Below are 18,997 nucleotides of genomic sequence, written 5' to 3' on the forward strand. Positions count from 1 at the left end.
CCTTCCCTGGCAGACTCCGCGGCGCGGCCGAACGATGGGCGCATGACGATCACGTTTATCACCGGGGCCAACAAGGGCCTTGGCTACGAGACCGCCCGTCGCCTCATCGAACAGGGCCACACCGTGCTATTGGGCGCCCGCAATGCGCAAGCCGGCGCTGCGGCAGCCGACGAACTTGGCGCCCGCTTCGTCCGGATCGACGTCACCGACGACGAGTCGGTCGCGGCGGCGGCCGCTGACGTCGAGCAACACGAAGGGTTGATCGACGTGTTGGTCAACAACGCTGGCGTTCACGGCCCGCACGGCGACCCAAGCGGCTTGACCGGCGCCGACGTCCTGAACGTTCTGGACATCAATCTCGTCGGCGTGGTGCGAACCACTACCGCGTTCCTCCCGCTCCTACGACGCTCGGCCGACCCGGTCATCATCAACGTCAGCAGCTCTATGGGATCTCTCGCCGCCACGCACGATCCGTCGCGACCCGAGTCCCGGGTGATCGCCCCCGCCTACACGTCCTCCAAAGCGGCGCTCACCATGCTGACGACCCAGTACGCCAAGGCGCTGACGGACCTCCGGATCAACGCGGTGGACCCCGGTTACACAGCGACCGATCTCAACGGGCACACCGGCCCGCAGACTGTCACCGAAGGCACCAACGCCATCGTCGCCCTCGCCACCGAAGGGCCGGGACACGGATCCGGGCGTTTCGTCGACCGCAACGGTGACATCACATGGTCCTGAAGTGGTCCCCAGCGGGCAGGACCGGGCACCGCTACCCCCTCCCCGCCGACCAGGCACAACGGACAGACCCGGGCAGCCGGAAACGACCTTCAAACTGACGGCACGAGTCAGCTCAGCCGATCCCCTTCAGTGAACCCTTTTCAACCTGAACCGCGCGGCGCTCACACACCGCGTCGGACCTCGCCCTCCGACGGACCGCAAGGGGAGGTTGAAAAAGGTTCAGCGCCTGGTCGATCAATAGCCTCGACCACTCACTCATTCGCGCGGCATCCTCGGCGTTCGGAGTCTCGCGCACCGTGACGGCCACCACGACGCGCCCGTCTTCGCGCTTGGCAGGGTCCGTCTGCATCGTGGCGATCTTCAGCCAAGCTAACGTCCTGCCTTGCGACCCGCAGACCGGACCACCGCGATCCGCTCGGTATCCCTCGGCTCCGCATGCGCGATGTACCGCCAGTCGATCTCCAGGTGACACATGATCTTCAACGTCAGCTCGTCCGACGCGCTTGCGCGGGCAGCTCCCAGACGCCTCGGAAACCTGCTCTCGACTCCCCCATGACCCGCCGCCGACCCCCGTTGATCTTCCCCCGACATGCCCCCGAACGCCGAGTGCCAGCGAAATCCGGCGAGACACCGAGGGACAGGACGAAGGAGGCCCTGACAGCGTTTGTGCTGCTCAGGGACCTTATAGCACCTGGTGGCGGGTAGAGGATTCGAACCTCCGTAGCTTTCGCGACGGATTTAGGGAGAGCCAACGATCTTGTGCCGATCACACCGGCTGATCTGCTGTTTCATCTATCCTGCTGCTCACCTGACATCGTGCCGCCCACGATCCGCCGACAGATGTTAGCGGCCAGTTGGGACCCCCACTGACGGCCACGTGGTGGGGGAGTTGCCTGGCCACCAACGGTCACGCTGCGTTGATGGGTAGGTAGAAGGCCGTGCGGTTCGGAAGGTTAGCCGACTGCGGAGTGCCCTGATCGGGACCTGTCAGGCGAGTTCAGGAGACGATCTCGGCATCCCGGAGTTCGCAGGGTCCCTGTAGCCTGCCGCGGACGGTCCGGTCGATGGGCCGTGCTGGCGACCGGGAGGTTCTGTGGACGAGCTGTCATTCTTGGTGGTCCTCGGGGTCTGCCTCATCTTGGCCGGGATCGTTCTGCTGGTCAGATCCTGGCTGTTCCGTGCCCGCGCGGTGCGCGTCTCCGGGCGGATCACCAAGCTCAACGTCATCTTTGCAGAGAACGGGAACCACATCCGGGACGCGACCGTCGAGTTCATCACCCAAAGCGGGCGCGAGATCACGACCAAGGGCGGCGACATCGGGCGGCGGCGCCTGCGTGAGGGAAGCCCGGTCACAGTTCTGTACGACCCCAAAAAGCCCACTCTTGCCTATATCGAAGGAACGTCGATGCGCGGCGGCTGGGTCGGCGGAATGTTGATCTGTTTCGGGCTATGCAACATCCTCGTCCTCGTCCTGATCCTCCTCTTCGGCCCTGAAGGAACGACGTGACGCGGCAGGCCCCTGTCTGCCAGTCGCGGACGGCCCTGGGCGGCGAGCGGCTTCTTTGTCGTTGACGGTGTTCACTCCCCCGTCGACGCAGTTCGCGAGACGCGTAGCAGGACGGCGACGCCGTGCCCGGCGCCCACCTGCCCCGATGATCTTCCCCCCGATGCGCCCCCAAAGGCCGAGATCCAGCGAGACACCGTGGGACAGGACGAAGAAGGCCCCTGACAGCGTTTGTGCTGATCAGGGGCCTTATAGCACCTGGTGGCGGGTAGAGGATTCGAACCTCTGTAGCTTTCGCGACGGATTTACAGTCCGCTCCCATTGGCCGCTCGGGCAACCCGCCAGGGCGTGCCGCCACGCGTAACGCGGCAGCGGAAGCAAGGATAGCGGTTGCATCGGGCAACCGTGCAAGCGGGTACCGTCGGCATGTCGTACCGCCGCCCGGCGGGCCCGTACATCTTCATGTCGTCCACAGCAGGAGCGGAATCATGGCAGCCAACCCGTCGTTCGACATCGTCAGCAAGGTCGACCGGCAGGAGATCGACAACGCCCTCCGGCAGACCGAGAAGGAGCTCTCCACCCGCTTCGACTTCCGGGGTACCGGCGCCGACATCTCGTGGTCTGGCGAGGAGGGGGTCAGCCTCCAGGCCGAGACAGAGGAGCGGGTCAAGGCGGCCCTGGAGGTCTTCAAGGAGAAGCTGGTCAAGCGGAACATCTCGCTGAAGTCCCTGGACGCCGGTGAGGCGCGCCCGTCGGGCAAGGTCCACAAGATCGACTGCAAGATCATTCAGGGCATCGACTCGGACAAGGCCAAGGCGATCAGCAAGAAGATCCGCGACGAGGGGCCGAAGGGCGTACAGGCGCAGATCCAGGGTGACCAACTCCGGGTGACCGGCAAGAAGAAGGACGACCTCCAGACGGTGATCTCCCTGCTCAAGAGCGAGGACTTCGGCGTCGCCCTCCAGTTCACCAACTACCGGTGACACCTGCCCGATCTGTGCCAGTGACCAGGGCGAAGCACCTCGCCAAGATCGCGGGCACGGGTCGGGACCAACTCGTGTCGGCAAGCCACCCACCGTCTCCGCCCGCATCGGCCGCCCGGCGCCGTCCTTGGCAGGCCAGCCCGTGATCATGGCCGGGAGCGCTGGCCCGGCTCCATTCCGGTGATCCGGCGTAGGGCGGCATCTTTCGGGACGGCGGAGGGCCGGAGGAATCCGGACCGAAGCCGGTACCGCATCGTCGCCGACGACCTCCTGCCGGACGTCCGGGGCGGCAGCCGCTGACTGGAGACCGCCCAAGGCCCGGTCGGCGACACGCGCGGCGAACCCGGCTACCTCGCAGCGCGGGGCCTCCTCAGCCTTCGGTGGCGAGCGCCTGCTCCAGGCGTACCTCGGCTTGGGCTTCGGCGCGGGCGATCGAGCCGGTGGGTAGCGCCGCGACCACCGCGGCGGCCGCCACCGCCGCACCGGCGAAGATGAAGGCCCACGGTACGCCGACCTGGTCGGCCAGTACCCCGGCCACCGCGCCGCCGGCCGCGCTGGCGCCCACCGCCACGGTCACCACCCAGGTGTACGACTCGTTCAGCATGCTCGCCGGGGAGATCCGGCCGACCATGGTGTTCTCCAGGGTCAGCGCGGGGGCGATGGTGGCCCCGCCGACCACCAGTGCCACGCCGAGCGCGATCGGGCCGGGCATCACCGCGAAGACCACGAAGGTCGCCGCGAGCAGGCCGAGGAGCTGTCCGAACTGGCGGGCGGCGTTCCGGGCCGGCTTGCGGGTGCCGAACCAGAGGCCGCCGAGCGCGCTTCCCGTCCCCCACGTCGCCAGCAGTACCCCGGCGACGCTCTCCGCGTTGACCGGGTCGTGCGCGGAGGCGTACGCCGGCACGGCCACCCCGGCGGCACCGAACGCGATCCCGAGGCCGGCCACGCAGAACAGCAGCGCCGGGAAGCCACCGACCCGGAGCGGGCCGAGACCCTTGGCGTGACTGCCCCGGGGGTGGGGCTGCCAGCCGCGCATCACCCGGCCGAGCGCCACGATGCTGGTGCCGACCAGGGTCACCACGGCGGCTCCGAGCAGCGCGGCGGCCGCGTCGGCCAGCAGCACGAAGGCCGCGACCAGCAGCGGGCCGACGACGAATACCACCTCGAAGAGCGTGGTCTCGGCGGCGAGCGCGGTGTTGCGCAGGGCGTACCGGCCGGAGGCGGGGTCGGTGAGGTCGTTCCAGGCGCCCCGGATGGCGGCGGTCAACGGTGGGTACGTCGCGCCGGCCACCGCCGAGGCGGTGAAGATCAGGGCCAGCGCGTCCGAGCCGGCGCGGCTGGCGAGCAGCAGCCCGACCAGGGCCACCGGGTGCGCCACAGCGGTGACCAGCAGCACCGGGCTCGGCCCGACCCGGTCGGCGATCCGGCCGGCGACCGGGCTGAGCGCGGCACCGGCGAGCGCGTACACCCCGCCGGCCACGGCGGCCAGGGCGTACCGGTCGGTGACCTGCTCGACGACCATCAGCAGCGCCAGCGGGGTCATGCCGATGCCGAGCCGGCCGACGATGCCGGCGATCAACAGCATCGGCGCACCCGGAATTCGCCACACTCCGAGGTACTGACGCAGCGCGGTCACAGGCGTGAACCCCCCTCGGGTCGCGGGTGTAACGAGTGGATGACCTTCCGACCCTAACGTGAATGCCCCGCCGCGCTGAACCTGATTAGGACCACGTCACCCCCATCGCCGCCGCGCTGGGCTCCGGCCCGGCCGCCAGCGTGGTCTGGACCGGGTTCCGGTGCGATAAGGTCAGCATCGGCTGCATCGACCCGCCGCCGGTCCCCTGCCCCCGTCCGGTTCCTGATCCCCCCACGGAGCGATGACGCACACCCTGCTCGTCTCGGCCACCCAGTCTGACGCGTACCCCACCATCGCGGACGCACTCGACGGGGCGCCGGACGGCGCCACGATCCTGGTGACCCCCGGGGAATATCTGGAGCACCTGCGCATCGAGCGGGCGAACGTGGTCATCGGCGTCACCGGTGAGCCCGGGTCGGTGACCATCCGCGCCCGCCGGGCCGACGAACCCGTCGTGGAGTGCCGGGACGCCACCGTCGAACTGCGCGAACTCGTCCTCGCCTCGGCAGACGCCCCCGCCCTGGCAGTCTTCGGCGGTATGGTCCGGGTGGTCGACACCGAGGTCTCCGCCGGTCGGGCGGTCGCGATCCAGGTGGGTCCGCGCAGCGAGTTCGAGTTCACCCGGGTACGCGTCACCGGCGCGCAACGGGGCATCCTCTGGGACACCTGCGCCGGCACGGCGGTCGGCTGCGAGATCACCAACGTGGTGGAGGACGGCCTGCTCATCCGCTCCGCCGACCCGACCATCCGCAACTGTACGGTCGCCGAGTGCGGCTACCGCGGCATCTACGTCTACGACTACTCCCGCCCGCTGCTGGAGAACTGCGAGGTGGCCAGTTCCGGGCTGGGCATCGCGGTCGCCCAGGAGAGTTCACCGACGCTGCGGCGCTGCCGGGTACACGATGTGCGGGGCCTGGGCATCACGGTCGGTCCCGGCTGCGGTGGACTGATCGAAGACTGCCACACCGAACGGACCGCCGCCCCCGGCATCCAGCTCAGTCCGGGCGCGACCGCCCAGGTGACCACCAGCGAACGCGGCCTGCCCCGCTCGGTCGGCGCGGGCGAGGCCCCGACGACCCGAAGCGATCCCCGGCGGATCGAGGAACTCACCGGCGAACTGGACCGGCTGGTGGGACTGCCCGGGGTCAAGGCCGAGGTGCGGGCGATCATCGACGAGATCCAGGTCAACGAGTGGCGGCGCAGTGGCGGGCTCTCCGTCACGCCGAGCAGCAACCACCTGATCTTCGCCGGTGCGCCCGGCACCGGCAAGACCACCGTCGCCCGCATCTACGGCCAGCTCCTCGCCGCGCTCGGCGTACTGCCGAAGGGCGGGTTCCGCGAGGTCAGCCGCCGGGACCTGGTCGGCCAGTACCTGGGCCACACCGCCGAGAAGACCTCGGCCGCGTTCGAGGCGGCGCTGGGCGGCGTACTCTTCATCGACGAGGCGTACACGCTCTCCCGCTCCTTCGGTTCCGGCGGTGACTTCGGGCAAGAAGCGATCGACACGCTGGTCAAACTGATGGAGGACCACCGCCACGAGATCGTGGTGATCGTCGCCGGCTACACCGACGAGATGCTCGGCTTCCTGGCCGCCAATCCCGGGCTCGCCTCGCGGTTCAGCCGGACGATCGAGTTCGAGAACTACACCGCCGTCGAGCTCGCCGAAATCCTCACCAGGATGGCCGAGAACCACGAGTACGCGCTGGCCCCGGAGGTCGTGGTCGCGGCCCGGTCGCACTTCCAGACGGTCCGCAAGGACAAGGACTTCGGCAACGCCCGGGACGCGCGCAAGCTCTTCGAGGGCATGCGCAAGGCGCAGGCCCAGCGGCTGCGCCAGTTGCGGCGGGTACCGAACGCCGAGGAACTGCAACTCATCACCCTGGAAGACCTCGCCCTGGTCATCCAGGCGGCCTGACCCGGCCGCTGCCGACTCCGCGCGGGTTCAGCCAGACCGGGGCGTGCGGCCGTCGCGCAGCAGCCGGCCGATCCGGTCCAGGATCTCGTCGTCCACCTCGGCTGGCCACTCGTAGCGCCGTTCCTCGATGTGCGCGAGGAGTTCGGGCTCGGGCGGCACGCCGTACCGCTCGGCGAAGTAGGCCAGCGACTCCGGCCACACCCAGCGGCCGTCGGTGTGCAGGTGCGCCGGCACCACCTCGGTGTGCTCCGGATCGAGCGGGTCCGGATCGTAGCCCCAGTTCGCGACCACGACGGGCGACTCCCGGAGGTACGCGACCACCGCCGCCCGTTCGGCGTACTCCAGTCGCCGCGCCGGCGGCACCGGCCGGCCCGCCCGGTCCCGGTCGAACCGGACGGCGGCGAATCGCGGCTCGTCGTCGGCGGGCGCGCTGTGCGCGAGCGGCGGCATGTCAACGACCATAACGGGCCAGGAAGCCGGCCAGCCGCCGCCGGTGCCGGTCGCGTTCGGCGATCAGCCGGTCCCGGACGAACTGATCCGGCCGGCGCTGGTGATGATCCCGCCCGCCCGCCGTCCAGATCGCGCTGGTCGGGACGGCGGCGGCGCCGGGCGGAAGAAACCTCAACGCCTCGTCGATCGCGCTCGCGGCGCCGACGAGCAACCGTACGATCTCCTCCTGGTCCACCGGCCACGATGGATCGGCCTCGTCGCCGGCACCGGAGGCAGGACCGGACCAGTCCGCGCCCGGCTCGTCCCGCCCGCCTCGCTCGTCCTGCTCGCCTCGCTCGTCCCGCCCGTCTCGCTCGCTTGGCTCGTCCGAGCCGGGTGGGATGCCGAGGCTGTCCAGCAGCAGCTGGTAGCCCTCGGCGACGCCCAGCCACTGTCCGGCGTCGATCGCCTCGGACGGCCCGTCTTCCGGGTAGCTGAACTGGTACGGCGACTCCGGCGGCACACCCGGTCGCTGGGGCAACCGCAGAGCGAACTCGCGGTGCCGGCCACATCCGTCACACGGTCCCGCGTAGCGGACCAGCAGTTCCTCGTCGTCGCTCCGGACGACGTCGAGCTGGCCCCGGGGGAAGAGCGCAGACCCGCACACGCACGGGTGCAGGTCGAGATAGAGGTGTGCCTCGGCGAAGGTACGCACCGGAATCACGGCCTCCGCTGCCGGTGCTCCGGCCGGCACCGGACCGGTCGCCTCCACTGTAGGCACCGACCCGGCCGGCAGGCCATCCGCCGGTCCGGGCGGGTCCTGGCGGGTGACCGGTCCGGGCGGGTCCTGGCGGGTGACCGGTCCGGGTGGCTCCGTTAGCGGGTCGGGCAGGTCGTAGCGGGTGACGAAGTCGGCCAGCCGGCGCTGGTAGTCAGCCCGGGCCGCGTCGAGCCGGGCCCGGCGGAACAGCTCCGGCCGGTCGGCCCGGAGCCGCTGCCCCAACGTGGTCCAGCACGCCGTCGCCGGCACCACGTCGTCCTCCGGCGCTCCGTCGACGGACGAGGGTGGTGATCCGTCTGGCGGTGGCGGCAGAAACTTCGCCACCTCGTCCGCCGCCGCCCGCGCTGCGTCCCAGGCGCCGTGGATCGCCCGGTACGTCTCGTCGTCCGGCGGCGCGCCGTCGAGCTGGGCCAGCCCGGCGCGGGCCAACTCGGCGCTGGACAGCTCCAGCAGGCACCACTGGCCGGCGTCGATCAGGGTCGACCGCCCCTCGCCGTACGACAACCGCGACTCGTCCCACGCGCTGGCGTCGGACATCGGTACGACCACGTCGATGGTGTGCTGCCTGCCCTGGTAGGGACCGTCGAAGCGGAGCAGGTAGGTATCACCGGAACGGTGCAGGCTGGTGTACCGGGCGAAATCCACCCATTCTTCGCCGGGCGGCAGGCTCAGTTCGACGAAGGCGTACGCCTCGGCCAGGGTGCGTGCCTCGGGCCGGCCGGCTGTCTCCGCCATCGGGTGTGCCTCGGTCATCTCAGTCACCAAACAGTACCGGCCGGTCCGGCAACGTCACCGGACCGTCCTGGAACGGCGCCGGCCGTTCCGGCTCGGGCAGCGTCTCACTGATTCGCTCCAGCTGCTGCAGTCGGTGGAAGATCGACACCGTCCGCCTCCTCAGGTGGTCGGTGTCGAAGGTGAAGACCGCCAACTGCTCCTCCGGGGCGGTGCCGAAGAAGCGCTTGCGCAGTTCCGTCCGGGTCTGGGACAGCACGGCCTCGTTGCTGTCGAAGGAGATGTTGCTGGCCTCCTTCGCCCCGCTGAAGCTCAACACCTGGCCGATCGTGACCGCCGGGTTGGAGGTCGTCGCGCCGACCACGATGCTCGTGGCGGTGCCGATGCTCTGACCGGCGGCGTCCGCGCCGAACTTCGTCCACCGGCTGCGCGCGCCCGGCAGCCCCACCGGCATCGCACTGAGCCGGTCGACCTCCTGGCGGAGCCAGGCGTGCACACCGGCCACGATCTCGTCCGGTGTGCCGGTCGGGTCGACCCGCAGCATGTGGGCGACGTCCGAGTTCACCCGGTACGCCATCAGCGTCCCGCCGTCGGTCTGGCCGGTGCCCAGTTCGAACGTCAGGCTCTCCGGCCGCCCCTTGGCGCCCCGGAAGAGGAATCGGAAGGTGTGCTCGGCCCCCGCGACCGGCTCGATGCGCCCGCCGCGCGGCAGTTGACGTGCCGCCGCCACCTCCCGGGCGACCTCGGCGAGCAGGTCGGGCTCCGGCACCGCTCCCAACTGGGCGCGCATCGTCACCACCTGGGCAGCCGTACGCGGATCCTGGGCGAGTCGCTCCTCCAGCTTTCGTACCCGCTGTTCCAGCCCCTGCACCGCCGCGCGCTGCTCGTCGAGCGACCGGCGCAGGTCCGCCGGGCACACGTCGTCCTCCTCGGTGTCGAACGCCTTCCGCAGCGCGATGTCGTTCACCCGCATCTGGTGGAAGCGGGCGCTCCACCGCTGCCCGAGGTGCGCGACCGCGCCGACGCCGGTCATCAGCCCCCACAGCGGTCCGCTCAACGCGGCGATCGCCGCCGCGCCGGCCAGCCCGACCCCGGTGGGCAGGTAGTCCTCCAGCAGCCGACGCTTGCGTGGCAGTGGATGCTCCCGGTCGAAGAGAATGTTGTCGCAGACATGCTCGATCGTCCGCTGGATCTCGTCCGGAGCGGCGTCGACATTGACGGTGAACTCGAAACGGCCGCGCTTCAGCCGACGGGCCGTCGGGACGACCGGCCGGTTGCCTTCGACGGTACCGAAGGTCAGGGTGAGCGACACGTCGCGCTTGATCCCGATCCGGTCCGACCGGAACACCCGGGTGCCGGGGTCGCGCTCCGCGTCGTGGTCGCGCTCGAAGCGGTGCCGGTGTCGCCGGTTGACCCGCTGGATGGCCCGCGCGGCGGCATCGATGGCCTGCTCCGTGGCGGCCGGCGTGGGCCCCGCCCCGCCAGTCGTGGACGCGGTCCCGGTGGTCGCGGGGGCAGTCCCGGTGGTCGCGGGGGCGGTCCCGGTGGTCGCGAGGGCGGTCCCGGTGCTCGCGGGGGCGGTCCCGGCGAGTTCGGACTCGATCGCCTGGGCGATCGATTCGCCGCCGCGGGCCAGCGCCACAATCTGGTTGGCCATCGGCCGCCGCTGTCCACCCGGCAGCCGCGTACTGTAGGCGGCGTCGTGCCGTTCCCGCAGGTCACGCAGCACCTCGTCGCGTCGGCCGGCGGCCCGGTCGGCGAAGACCTGGACAATCGACCGGGCGACGGCCGATTCGCCGAGTACCTCCCCGAAGTGGCTCAGCGCCAGGTTCCCGACCGGCACACTGGGCAGTACGCCGGTTCCGGTAGCGGTGGCGCCCTTCTCCAGGTGGCCGACAACCTCGGGCGCGGCCAGGCTCACCTTCTCCTGGCGTCCGGCCACCTCCTTCAGCGCCGCCCGAACGGCCTGCTCGACGTCGTCCGGGCTGGACCGGGCGAGGTCCGGAGGAACCCGGAACGTGATGGCGGGATCGTCGAACTTCACCTCGATCTTGGACCGGTCGGCGGTGTCGGCCACCTCGACCCGTACCCGCGCGTCGTTCCCCTCACCCTTGATCCTCAGCCGGTACCGGTCCTCGCCGAGGTGTCGGACCCGGAGCAGGTGCTCGACCGGCTTCTTCTTGCGGTCCTGGTCGATCTGCTCGATCGCCAGGCGCACCCGCCGACGGAGTGCCCTGGCGTTGTCATCGTCGATCGCGGGCGACGATGACGGCGCGGGCGAGGGCGCCGGGGTGGGCGGGCCGGGGACGACCAGGTCCGGCCTGCCCGCCGTACCTCTCGCCAGCTCGGTGGCCTCGGCGAAACCGCGATCGACCAGGCGTTGTAGCCCGCCGTCCTCGATTCCGGTCCGGTCGGTCCGCAGGGCCAGCCGCCGATCCTGCTCCCGCTCGGCCTTGTCGAGCTTGCTCCACCGGTTGACGCCGCCCTGCGTGATCATCTCCACACCGGCCACCACGGCACCCTTCACCGCGAGCGCGGGCACCCCGAGGGCGGCGGCGACTCCGGCCATGGTGGCCGCGCCGGTGGCGGCGGGTGCGCTGGCGATGACCCGGTCCCGCCAGCGCCGCGACACCTCGGGCGGCCGGGCGGCCTGCTCCGCGATCTTCTTCTGGATGACCGCACGCAGTTGGTTGCGGAATTGTGCCCAGGTCGGCACCAAGGCCGGCGCCGCGCCGGTGGAATGGTCGAGCAGGGCCGGATCGACCACCAGGTCGAAGTGCCGGTCCTCGGCGGTGTTGCGGATCTCGATCCCCCGCCCGTTCGGGACGGCGTCGGAGCGCAGCTCGACCGTGAACGCCACCCGCCCTGGCTTGGCCCAGCCGGCCGGAAGCACCCGGAACACCTTCCCCCGTCCGGCCGGCACCGGCGTGATCAGTGCGATCGTGGGGTCGAACAGCGTCCCTGAGAGGGCCTTCCGGGCGACCGCCACGGCCGGATCCGGGTCGAGCGTCCAGTCCCGTTCCTCGGTGAGCAGACGGTACGCCGACGCGGAGAGGCGCTCCCGCGCCAACTCGACGCGCTCGTCGCCACCGGGGAAGCCGTCCCGCAGCCCGTACCGCTGGATGAAGTCGCGGATCTCGGCCCGGAGCCTGGTCCGTTCGGCTCCGGTCGTCGTCGGCAGCAGTAGGGCCATCGCCTCGAATGTGCCGAGGTTCGCGGCGTCCTGATCGGTCAGCCGCAGCCGGCGGACCGCGATCGGCTGGTCGACCAGGGCGTGCGTCTCGCCTGCCGACGCGGCCCCGATGACCCTGGTGTGGGCGTACAGGAGCGTCCCGGCCAACACCCGGTTCACGCTCGCCTGGTCCAGACCGTCGAGGTGGTCGTGGAAGAACTCGATGTCGTGCTCCCGGTCCGGACCGACGTGCAGCGCGAACGCCTCCGTACCCGGGCCGTGTGGTGCCGTACGCAGGTTCAGCCGGTACGGCGCGCCGTTCCGTGGCCGGATCTCGACCACCTGCGGGTCGGGCACCGCCACGTGCTGGATCCCGGGGGCACCGGTCAGCCGGCCGGCGACCTGCTGGGCCGCCGTCTGCAACCGGTCACCGAGTCCGGGGTCCACCGCTGACGACCTGGCCGGCAACCGGTCGGCCACGCCCGTCAGGTCGAGCCCGGACAGGTCGAGCGGGGTGCTCCGGACCGAAACCTGCTGATGGCCTGGTACGTCCACCTCGACCCGGTACGCCTGCACGGTCAGCTCGCCACGGACCAGTGCCCGGTGTAGCGCGTCGAGCAGCTCCGGATGCTGGCGCAGGTGCTCGTGCAGCTCCCGGCTGGTCTCCAAGACGTCCCGGACGTAGGCCGGGGTACCCCGTTCGGCGAGGCTGCCGTCCTGTAGCAGGTGGCGGCTGCCGCTGGTCCGCCCGGTCTCCAGCACCACCAGACGCTGATTGTCCGGATCGAACCCGGCCACCGCGAACGCCCCCGGCGGGCGTGGGCCGGTACGGCCACCGGTCAGCTCGGCACTCCCATCGATGCCGAAGTCCTCGGCGAGAATCCGCCGGGCCACCGTCTGGGGTGCCTCGGCGCGGGCTTGTCGCACCGCCGACTCCAGCCGGTGGTGTTGCCGGACCACCGCCGCCAGCTCCGTCATCTGGGCTGGGGACGGCGGGCCGGCGGGCCGGGCGAGCAGCTCGGCGAAGGTCGCCGTGACGTTCGGCTCGGCAAGCTGACTCAGGTCCGCGATGCCCAGATCGGTCATCAGCGGGTTGAGCCTGCCCCGCCGGAGGTGTTCGAGCCGCATCCCCTGCAACGCCAGCATCGGTACCACCTCGCGGGCCGGACGGCTACGAGCCGGGCCCGGCGGACCGGCGACGGCCCGGTGCGGGACCGGCCGGCTCCGCGCAAGGAGCGGATCGCGAACCACCTCGTCGCTGCGCGCCGACCTCAGTTCGAAGCTGTCCTCGTCCCGGTACGTGCCGGCGGAGTCCCGCTCGTGGTGCAGCCGGCCGGTCTCGTCGTCGCGGTAGGTGTACGGCCGGTCGCCGTACCGGTGCAGTCGCCGGTCGTCAGTCCGGTAGGTCCCCGACAGATCGCCGCTGAGATGGCGGTGGTCGCGCAGGTCCGGCGGCAGCAGCGGCCGGGCGGGCGGGCCGGCGGCGGCCGCGCTCGGTCCGGTGGCGGCCGGACCAGTCGCGGCCGTCGGACCGCTGGGCGCCGGACCGCTGGGCGCCGGACCGCTGGCCGTCGGACCGGTGGGCGCCGGACCGGTGGGCGCCGCTGTCGGGCGGCTGGCGGAGCGGGAGGAGCCGATCCGCAAGCCGGACGGTGCGAAGGTCCGCCAGGCTCCGTCCGGTGGATGCTTCGGCTGGCTGGAATCGCGGGGATCTGGCTCGGCCACCACCGCGGTACCGTCCAGGAAGGACCACACCTTCGCGTCGGCGCCGGTCACCTCGTGTCGCCGGCCCAGGTCGAGCAGGCGCCTGGCAAGCATGGAGGCGAGCGAGCGCCGACCCCGGGGAGCCAACCCGGTGTAGCTTCCCACCAGCACGACCCGGTCGGTGCCGAGGTCCAGATCGCCGGACTGGACCAGCTCCGTCACCGCGTGGACGAAGTCGCCTCCGAGCATCCGGACATCGCCGACGCCCACCTCCCCGCCACGCTGGCCACGCAGGACAATCTTGACCACGCCCGGCTCGGGGCGCAGCGCGTCGGCGCACCGGCGGTGCCGGCGCTCGCCCGTCAGATCGAAGCCCGCCGGGATCGCACGCAGGTTGGCCCGCACCGCCCGGACCGCCTCGGCACCCCCGACCAGTCGTGGCGGACCACCCGGGCCGGGCTGCCGGCCCGGCACCTCCGGCGGGCGCCGCGGGGCCGGCTCAGCCGGCCCGGCACCGTCGGACCGCTCCCCGTCGGGCCGGACGGCCGGCTGCTCCCCGTCGGGCCGGACGGCCGGCTGCGCGGTGTCCGGCCGGACGGGTGGTCCCTCGCCGTTCGTCCCGATGTCGGGCTGGGGGACAAGCAGCAGGTTCGGGTTCGGGAGCCGGCCGGGCAGGGGTGAGCGGAGAGAGTCGGCGTACCGCCGTACCGCTGCGGTGAACTCGGCGTACCTGGCGGACAGCAGCTCGTCGGGAACCAGATCGACGCCGTACCGGCCGTCCGGGAGCTTCATCCGGGCGCTGATCGCGAAGTGCCGCCAGGAGCCCGGGGCGGTGCTGCTGTCGAGGACGTCGCCGACCCGCAGGACGTACTTCCACGTCTCGTACCTACGCAGCGACTCGATGCCGCCGGGCGACTCGTGGAAGACGTGCGCGATCATCATCAGCTGGTCCAGCACCGCCTGGCGCCGCTCGGTGATCCGTTCGAGTTGCGCGCCGAAGGCGAACCGGCGCTTCCCACCGACGGAGACGTACGCCTCGTCGTCGGCGTAGTCCGCGACGAGCTGTTCCCGGGCGGCCCCCACCAGGTGCCGAGCCCGGGTCAACGGATCGCTCGCGGCGACCGCCGCCTGGTGGTGACGGTCGCCCTCGTACAGGGCCCGGGTGCGCAGCCGCGTGAGCTCGGTTTCCGAGGAGTCGGCGAGCTGCCGTACCTGCTCCTGAAGGTCGGTCGACAGGCCGGTCAACAGAGCCGCGCGTTCCGCCGGGCCGGACGCGAAGCGCAGCCGCCGGGCGAGGACCAGCGTCTCGGCCGTCCGGAACAGCTCCTGTCGCAGCGCCGCCGCGCGTTCCGGCGGAACCCGGTCCAGCGCGTCGACGCTGCCCGCGACCCGCTCGCTGTGCACCAGTACGCCCATCCGGTAGTGGCTACGCCACTGTGGATCCACCCTCGCCAGGTGCTGCTCCGCGGCGAGCAGCCGCCGGCCGGCGTCCGGGCCGCGTACCTCCAGGTCGACGTCGCTCTCCGGGTTGCTGCTGCCCGCCCCGAAGGGCCGTACGCCCAGTTCGGCCGGGAGCGACTCGTACAGCCGACGCCGGTGGTCGACCAGGGCCTCGACCAGCCGCTGCCGTTGGTCGTCGGGAATGGCCGCCGCGAACTCCGTCCCGGCGGTGATCTGCGTGATCCCCTCCGCCCAGCGCCCCATCAGCCGGACCAGTACCCGGGCTGCGGCGTCGTCGCGGTCGATGGTCCGGGCCGCCAGCGCGGTGATGTCGACCGCCGGCTGTTCCGGGCGGGCCGGCGCCGCCAGTTCCCCGTCCGGGTACGGCGACACCGGCTCGCCGTTGGCGTCCAGCGGCAACGCCCACACCTGGTCGGTCTGTCCCTGATAGAGCGGCGCCTCGTCGGAGATCCGGCCGGTTTGCGGCTCGACCCAGACGACGGTGCCGGTGTGGTTGACCGCCACCCACATGTGTGAGCCGCCGTCGGTCCACTGACTGATGATCACCGCCGCCGCGCCGTGGCCCTGGATCAGCAGCTGCGACCCGACGGCGTCGAGTCCGGCGGATCCCGCGCCCTGCTGGACGAAGTCGGCGCCGAGCCATCGTTGGATCCGGGCGGTGCCATCCGCCACGCCGCGCGACAGGTCCCGGTTGAGCGCGCCGGCCACGCTCGGTCGGCCGTACCAGGTGGAGAGGAACGCGCGGACCGTGTCGGTGCAGTTGGTGGCCCGGCCGGGCCGGGTCGGGCCACCGTCGTTCAGGTAGCCGACCCAGCGTGACGGGTGTCGGGGATCCGGGTGGAGCACCGGGCTCCGCTGCTCGTCGACCGGGATCCGGCCGCTCAGCTCCCGTTCGTCCCAGGCGGAGGCCGGATCGAGGTCATCGTCACCGGTACCCGGACTCTGTGTGGCCCCGGGGCGCGGCCGGGTCGGGCCGTCGGTGCTCGGCACGCCCGCACGCCGACGCCCGGACTGGTCGGCTGGACGCAGTGCGGCGGCCACCCCGGCCAGCCCGAACCCGGTCCCCGCAGAACTCTGGTCGGACGCGCCGATCAGCCGGCCGTCAGCGCCGGCCGGCGCCATCGAAGTCCCGCTGTGTCCGCCCACCGGTCCGCCGCCGCCCGGACTACCACTGCTCGACGGGCCGCTGCCGCCCGGACTACCGCTGCTCGACAGGCCGCCGCCCGGACTACCACTGCTCGACGGGCCGCTGCCGCCCGGACTACCGCTGGACGGGCTGCCGCTCGCGGGGCCCGTGGGTGGGGAAACCGCTGCCTGCCCCGTCGTGGCCGGGCCGGGAGCGGATCCGGTGGTACCGGCGCCCGGAGTCCCCACGCCGGAGGACGGGCCCGCCCCGGCCGGGCCGCCCGAGCCCGGCAGGCTGGGGCTTCCGGCGGTGGGTACGTGCCCACCGGGGTTGCCGGAGTGTGCCGCGATCCCGGTGGGGTTCACCGCAGCCGGCGCGACACCGGCCGGGGGGAGGTACCCGGACGTGCCGACCGGCGGCGTGGAGCCGGCCGGGCCGGTGAGCCCGCCGTGCCCCGTACCGGTGGAGCCCGGCGTGGGTGTGCTGGAGCCGGCTCCCGGCCCGGCCGGCGCGGGATCCGCCGACGCCGTGCCGCTGGACGGCGGCGATCCGGCCGACGAAGCCGGCTGGTGCGGACGGCCCTGATCGACTCCCTCGGCGGAACGATGCGGCGGGACCGGATCGGGTGGCGGTGGCGGTGGCGGCCCCGACGGCTCCGGGGCAGCGGGCCGCCCGGCTCCGCCGACGCCGGAGGCATCCGGCTGCCCCGGCCCGGAACCGCCCGGCTGCCCCGGTCCGGCATCGACCGGCTGCCCCGGGACGGGTTGGCCCGAGTCCGGCCCGGACGGTTGACCCGGCCGCTCCGAGCCGGGCAGGCCGGACTGATCCGGCCCGGACGGTCGAGACGGATCCGGCCCGGACGGTCGAGACGGATCGGTGCCCGAGGGGCCCGGCTGTGCTGGGGACGGGGACCTCGGCTGCCCCGTGCCGGGTGGGCTGCCCGACTGGCCCGTACCCGAAGTGCCCGGCGGGCCCGTGCCTCCGACCGGACCGGCTCCCGCTCCGCTGGAATCGCGCTCCGGTGCCGGGCCGGTCGTCGGCGTCGCGGCCGGCGGCAGGCCGGTTGGCGCCGCCGGCACGGTTACCGGAGTGGGCGTGGGCAGCACCGGAATCTGCTGCCCGAGCCGCTCCAGCGCGTTGTCCCGGCCCTCGCTGATCCGCCCCCGGACTCCCTCGGCGAGCGCGGAGTTGGCGAAGTCGTCCGTGTCGATGCTCCAGTCACCGGTACGCAGCCCGTTCACGGTCGCGTTCGTCACGGTCTCCACGCCGGCCTCGTGGATGCCGTCGATCCCGGTACGGATCGCCGAGCCGAGCGGATTGTCCGGAGTACGGCGGCCCAGGATCTTGGCGAGCGGGTTGGTCCCGGCAGCTAGCGCACCCGCCCCGGCACCGGTTCCTGCCGCCCACAGCGTCCTTTCGGCGTCCAAGTCGGGCCGGTTCCCCATGCCGGCCTGGATCCCCTGCGCGGTCAGATCGGTCGCCACCTCCTGGAGCCCTTCGAGCACCGCCTCGCGCAGCGCCAGCCGCCCCAACGAACCGGCGGCCCGGCTCAACAGCATGCGCAACGCCCCGGCGATGGCCATCCGGGCGATGCCGATCGGTCCGGCCGCGGCAGCGAGCGCCGCGCCGAAGGTGAAGAACGACAACACGATGATCGCGAAGATCTCTAGGCAGCAGGTGATGACGGCGATCAGGACCGTCAGCTTCTCGTACTCGATGTCCAACGCGGCCTGGTCGGCCTCCTGCGCGACCTGCTGGGCCAGTTGGGCGAACTTCGGCAACGCCTGGTCGACGACCTTGCTGAACTCGGCCTGGAAGGCCAGGCCGGACGGGCCACCCCAGGACACTGCCAGGGCGTTCCGCTCGGCGCTCGCCTCGACGAGAGCCTGGTTGAGGCTCGCACCGGCGTCCCGCCAGGCCTGGGCCAGCTGTCGGATCCGGTCCTCGTCCGCCTCCGGCCAGGCCGAGCCGCCCGTGGAGACCCAGACCAGCAGATCCCAGACCTGCTGCCAGGGCTCACCCCAGTCAGGCGGACCGAGCGTCATTCCCGCCGAGAAGTCTCTTCGTCCGCAGGTCCGTCTCGATAAGAGTGTCCACGCTGGTCAGCGCGACAGTGCCGAACCCGACCACCGACTCGCCGACCCGGACCAGCGCCGCCTTCAACTCGTCGGCGGCGGCGAAACTCGTCCGGTACGTCTGCCCGACCTCGTCGTTGCCCCACGGGTCACCCACCCCGTTCACCGCGGCGACCGCGCTGGCCATCGTGGCCCTCAGGCGCTCACCCGCCCCGGCGAGCCGCCCAGCGGCGCTGACCGCACCGTCCGGATCTGGTACGTGTGCCACGTATCCCGCGTCGCCGGGCTGCGTCATCGAATCGACCCCTCCTCGGGCAACCGCTCGACCATCCGCTTGATCGCCTCGTCGAAGTCGTGGTTGCGATAGGCCGCCATGGACTCCTCCGACACGTAGGGACGGCAGGCGTCGAAGACCCGACGCTGCGCCTCCTCCGCCGCCACCGCGATCGTCGCCTCGATCTCCTCGGCCAACCGGCGCGGGTCGCCGTAGTCGAGGACCTCCGGGCCGAGATCGAGCCGCTGCAACCGGCCTTCCGGACCGACCGTGGCGGTGATCGAACCGTCCGCGGACGTGGCCGTCACCGACACCGCCCGGACCCGGGCGGAGACCTCGTCGAGCGCCGAACTGACCTGACGGAACTGGGCGGTAAGTCGCTCGGCGCGAGCCCGCAGCTCGGCGACCTGCTCACCGTCCACAGTCATGTCGCAACGGTACTGGACCTCGATCACCAGCCGCTA

At 71.9% G+C, this 18,997-nt stretch carries 11 protein-coding genes and 1 tRNA gene; 4 read left to right on the forward strand and 8 right to left on the reverse strand.

What is annotated here, in order from left to right; all coding sequences use genetic code 11:
• Positions 1-42 precede the first annotated feature (42 nt).
• Complete coding sequence (locus ACSMXO_RS38850) at positions 43-741, forward strand: SDR family NAD(P)-dependent oxidoreductase (protein WP_346258334.1); 699 nt, start codon at positions 43-45, stop codon at positions 739-741.
• A gap of 112 nt (positions 742-853) precedes the next feature.
• Here ACSMXO_RS38850 and ACSMXO_RS38855 read toward each other — a convergent pair whose 3' ends face one another.
• Positions 854-1,090, reverse strand: coding sequence for a hypothetical protein (locus ACSMXO_RS38855; RefSeq protein WP_455415767.1), 237 nt, complete (start codon positions 1,088-1,090; stop codon positions 854-856).
• Positions 1,091-1,834: 744 nt separating this feature from the next.
• Between ACSMXO_RS38855 and ACSMXO_RS38860 the strand changes: the two genes are divergently transcribed.
• The gene (locus ACSMXO_RS38860; RefSeq protein WP_455415768.1) at positions 1,835-2,248 is read left to right on the forward strand and encodes a DUF3592 domain-containing protein; all 414 of its coding nucleotides are present in this window, start codon (positions 1,835-1,837) and stop codon (positions 2,246-2,248) included.
• Between the two features lie 256 nt (positions 2,249-2,504).
• Here ACSMXO_RS38860 and ACSMXO_RS38865 read toward each other — a convergent pair.
• A tRNA-Tyr gene (locus ACSMXO_RS38865) sits at positions 2,505-2,588 on the reverse strand.
• A 145-nt stretch (positions 2,589-2,733) separates the two neighbouring features.
• Between ACSMXO_RS38865 and ACSMXO_RS38870 the strand changes: the two genes are divergently transcribed.
• A complete protein-coding gene (locus ACSMXO_RS38870; protein WP_107269378.1) occupies positions 2,734-3,228 on the forward strand; it encodes a YajQ family cyclic di-GMP-binding protein in 495 nt (164 codons plus the stop codon).
• A gap of 370 nt (positions 3,229-3,598) precedes the next feature.
• Here the strand turns inward: ACSMXO_RS38870 and ACSMXO_RS38875 are convergent, their stop codons facing one another.
• The gene (locus tag ACSMXO_RS38875) at positions 3,599-4,864 is read right to left on the reverse strand and encodes an MFS transporter (RefSeq protein WP_455415769.1); all 1,266 of its coding nucleotides are present in this window, start codon (positions 4,862-4,864) and stop codon (positions 3,599-3,601) included.
• Positions 4,865-5,105: 241 nt separating this feature from the next.
• Between ACSMXO_RS38875 and ACSMXO_RS38880 the strand changes: the two genes are divergently transcribed.
• On the forward strand, positions 5,106-6,779 hold the full coding sequence (locus ACSMXO_RS38880) for a right-handed parallel beta-helix repeat-containing protein (protein ID WP_346258338.1): 1,674 nt from the start codon (positions 5,106-5,108) through the stop codon (positions 6,777-6,779).
• Between the two features lie 27 nt (positions 6,780-6,806).
• Here ACSMXO_RS38880 and ACSMXO_RS38885 read toward each other — a convergent pair whose 3' ends face one another.
• From ACSMXO_RS38885 to ACSMXO_RS38905, 5 genes are read right to left on the reverse strand one after another with little or no spacing between them, the layout of a single operon-like run.
• The gene (locus ACSMXO_RS38885) at positions 6,807-7,229 is read right to left on the reverse strand and encodes a hypothetical protein (protein WP_455415770.1); all 423 of its coding nucleotides are present in this window, start codon (positions 7,227-7,229) and stop codon (positions 6,807-6,809) included.
• A gap of 1 nt (position 7,230) precedes the next feature.
• The gene (locus tag ACSMXO_RS38890; protein ID WP_455415771.1) at positions 7,231-8,742 is read right to left on the reverse strand and encodes a hypothetical protein; all 1,512 of its coding nucleotides are present in this window, start codon (positions 8,740-8,742) and stop codon (positions 7,231-7,233) included.
• Position 8,743: 1 nt separating this feature from the next.
• On the reverse strand, positions 8,744-18,229 hold the full coding sequence (locus tag ACSMXO_RS38895) for a toxin glutamine deamidase domain-containing protein (protein ID WP_455415772.1): 9,486 nt from the start codon (positions 18,227-18,229) through the stop codon (positions 8,744-8,746).
• Complete coding sequence (locus ACSMXO_RS38900) at positions 18,210-18,554, reverse strand: hypothetical protein (protein WP_346258342.1); 345 nt, start codon at positions 18,552-18,554, stop codon at positions 18,210-18,212. The genes ACSMXO_RS38895 and ACSMXO_RS38900 overlap by 20 nt, the downstream gene beginning before the upstream one ends.
• Entirely contained in the window at positions 18,551-18,961 is a 411-nt protein-coding gene (locus ACSMXO_RS38905; protein WP_346258343.1) for a YbaB/EbfC family nucleoid-associated protein, read from the reverse strand. The genes ACSMXO_RS38900 and ACSMXO_RS38905 overlap by 4 nt, the downstream gene beginning before the upstream one ends.
• Positions 18,962-18,997 lie beyond the last annotated feature (36 nt).

It is taken from the genome of Plantactinospora sp. DSM 117369 (assembly GCF_053764795.1).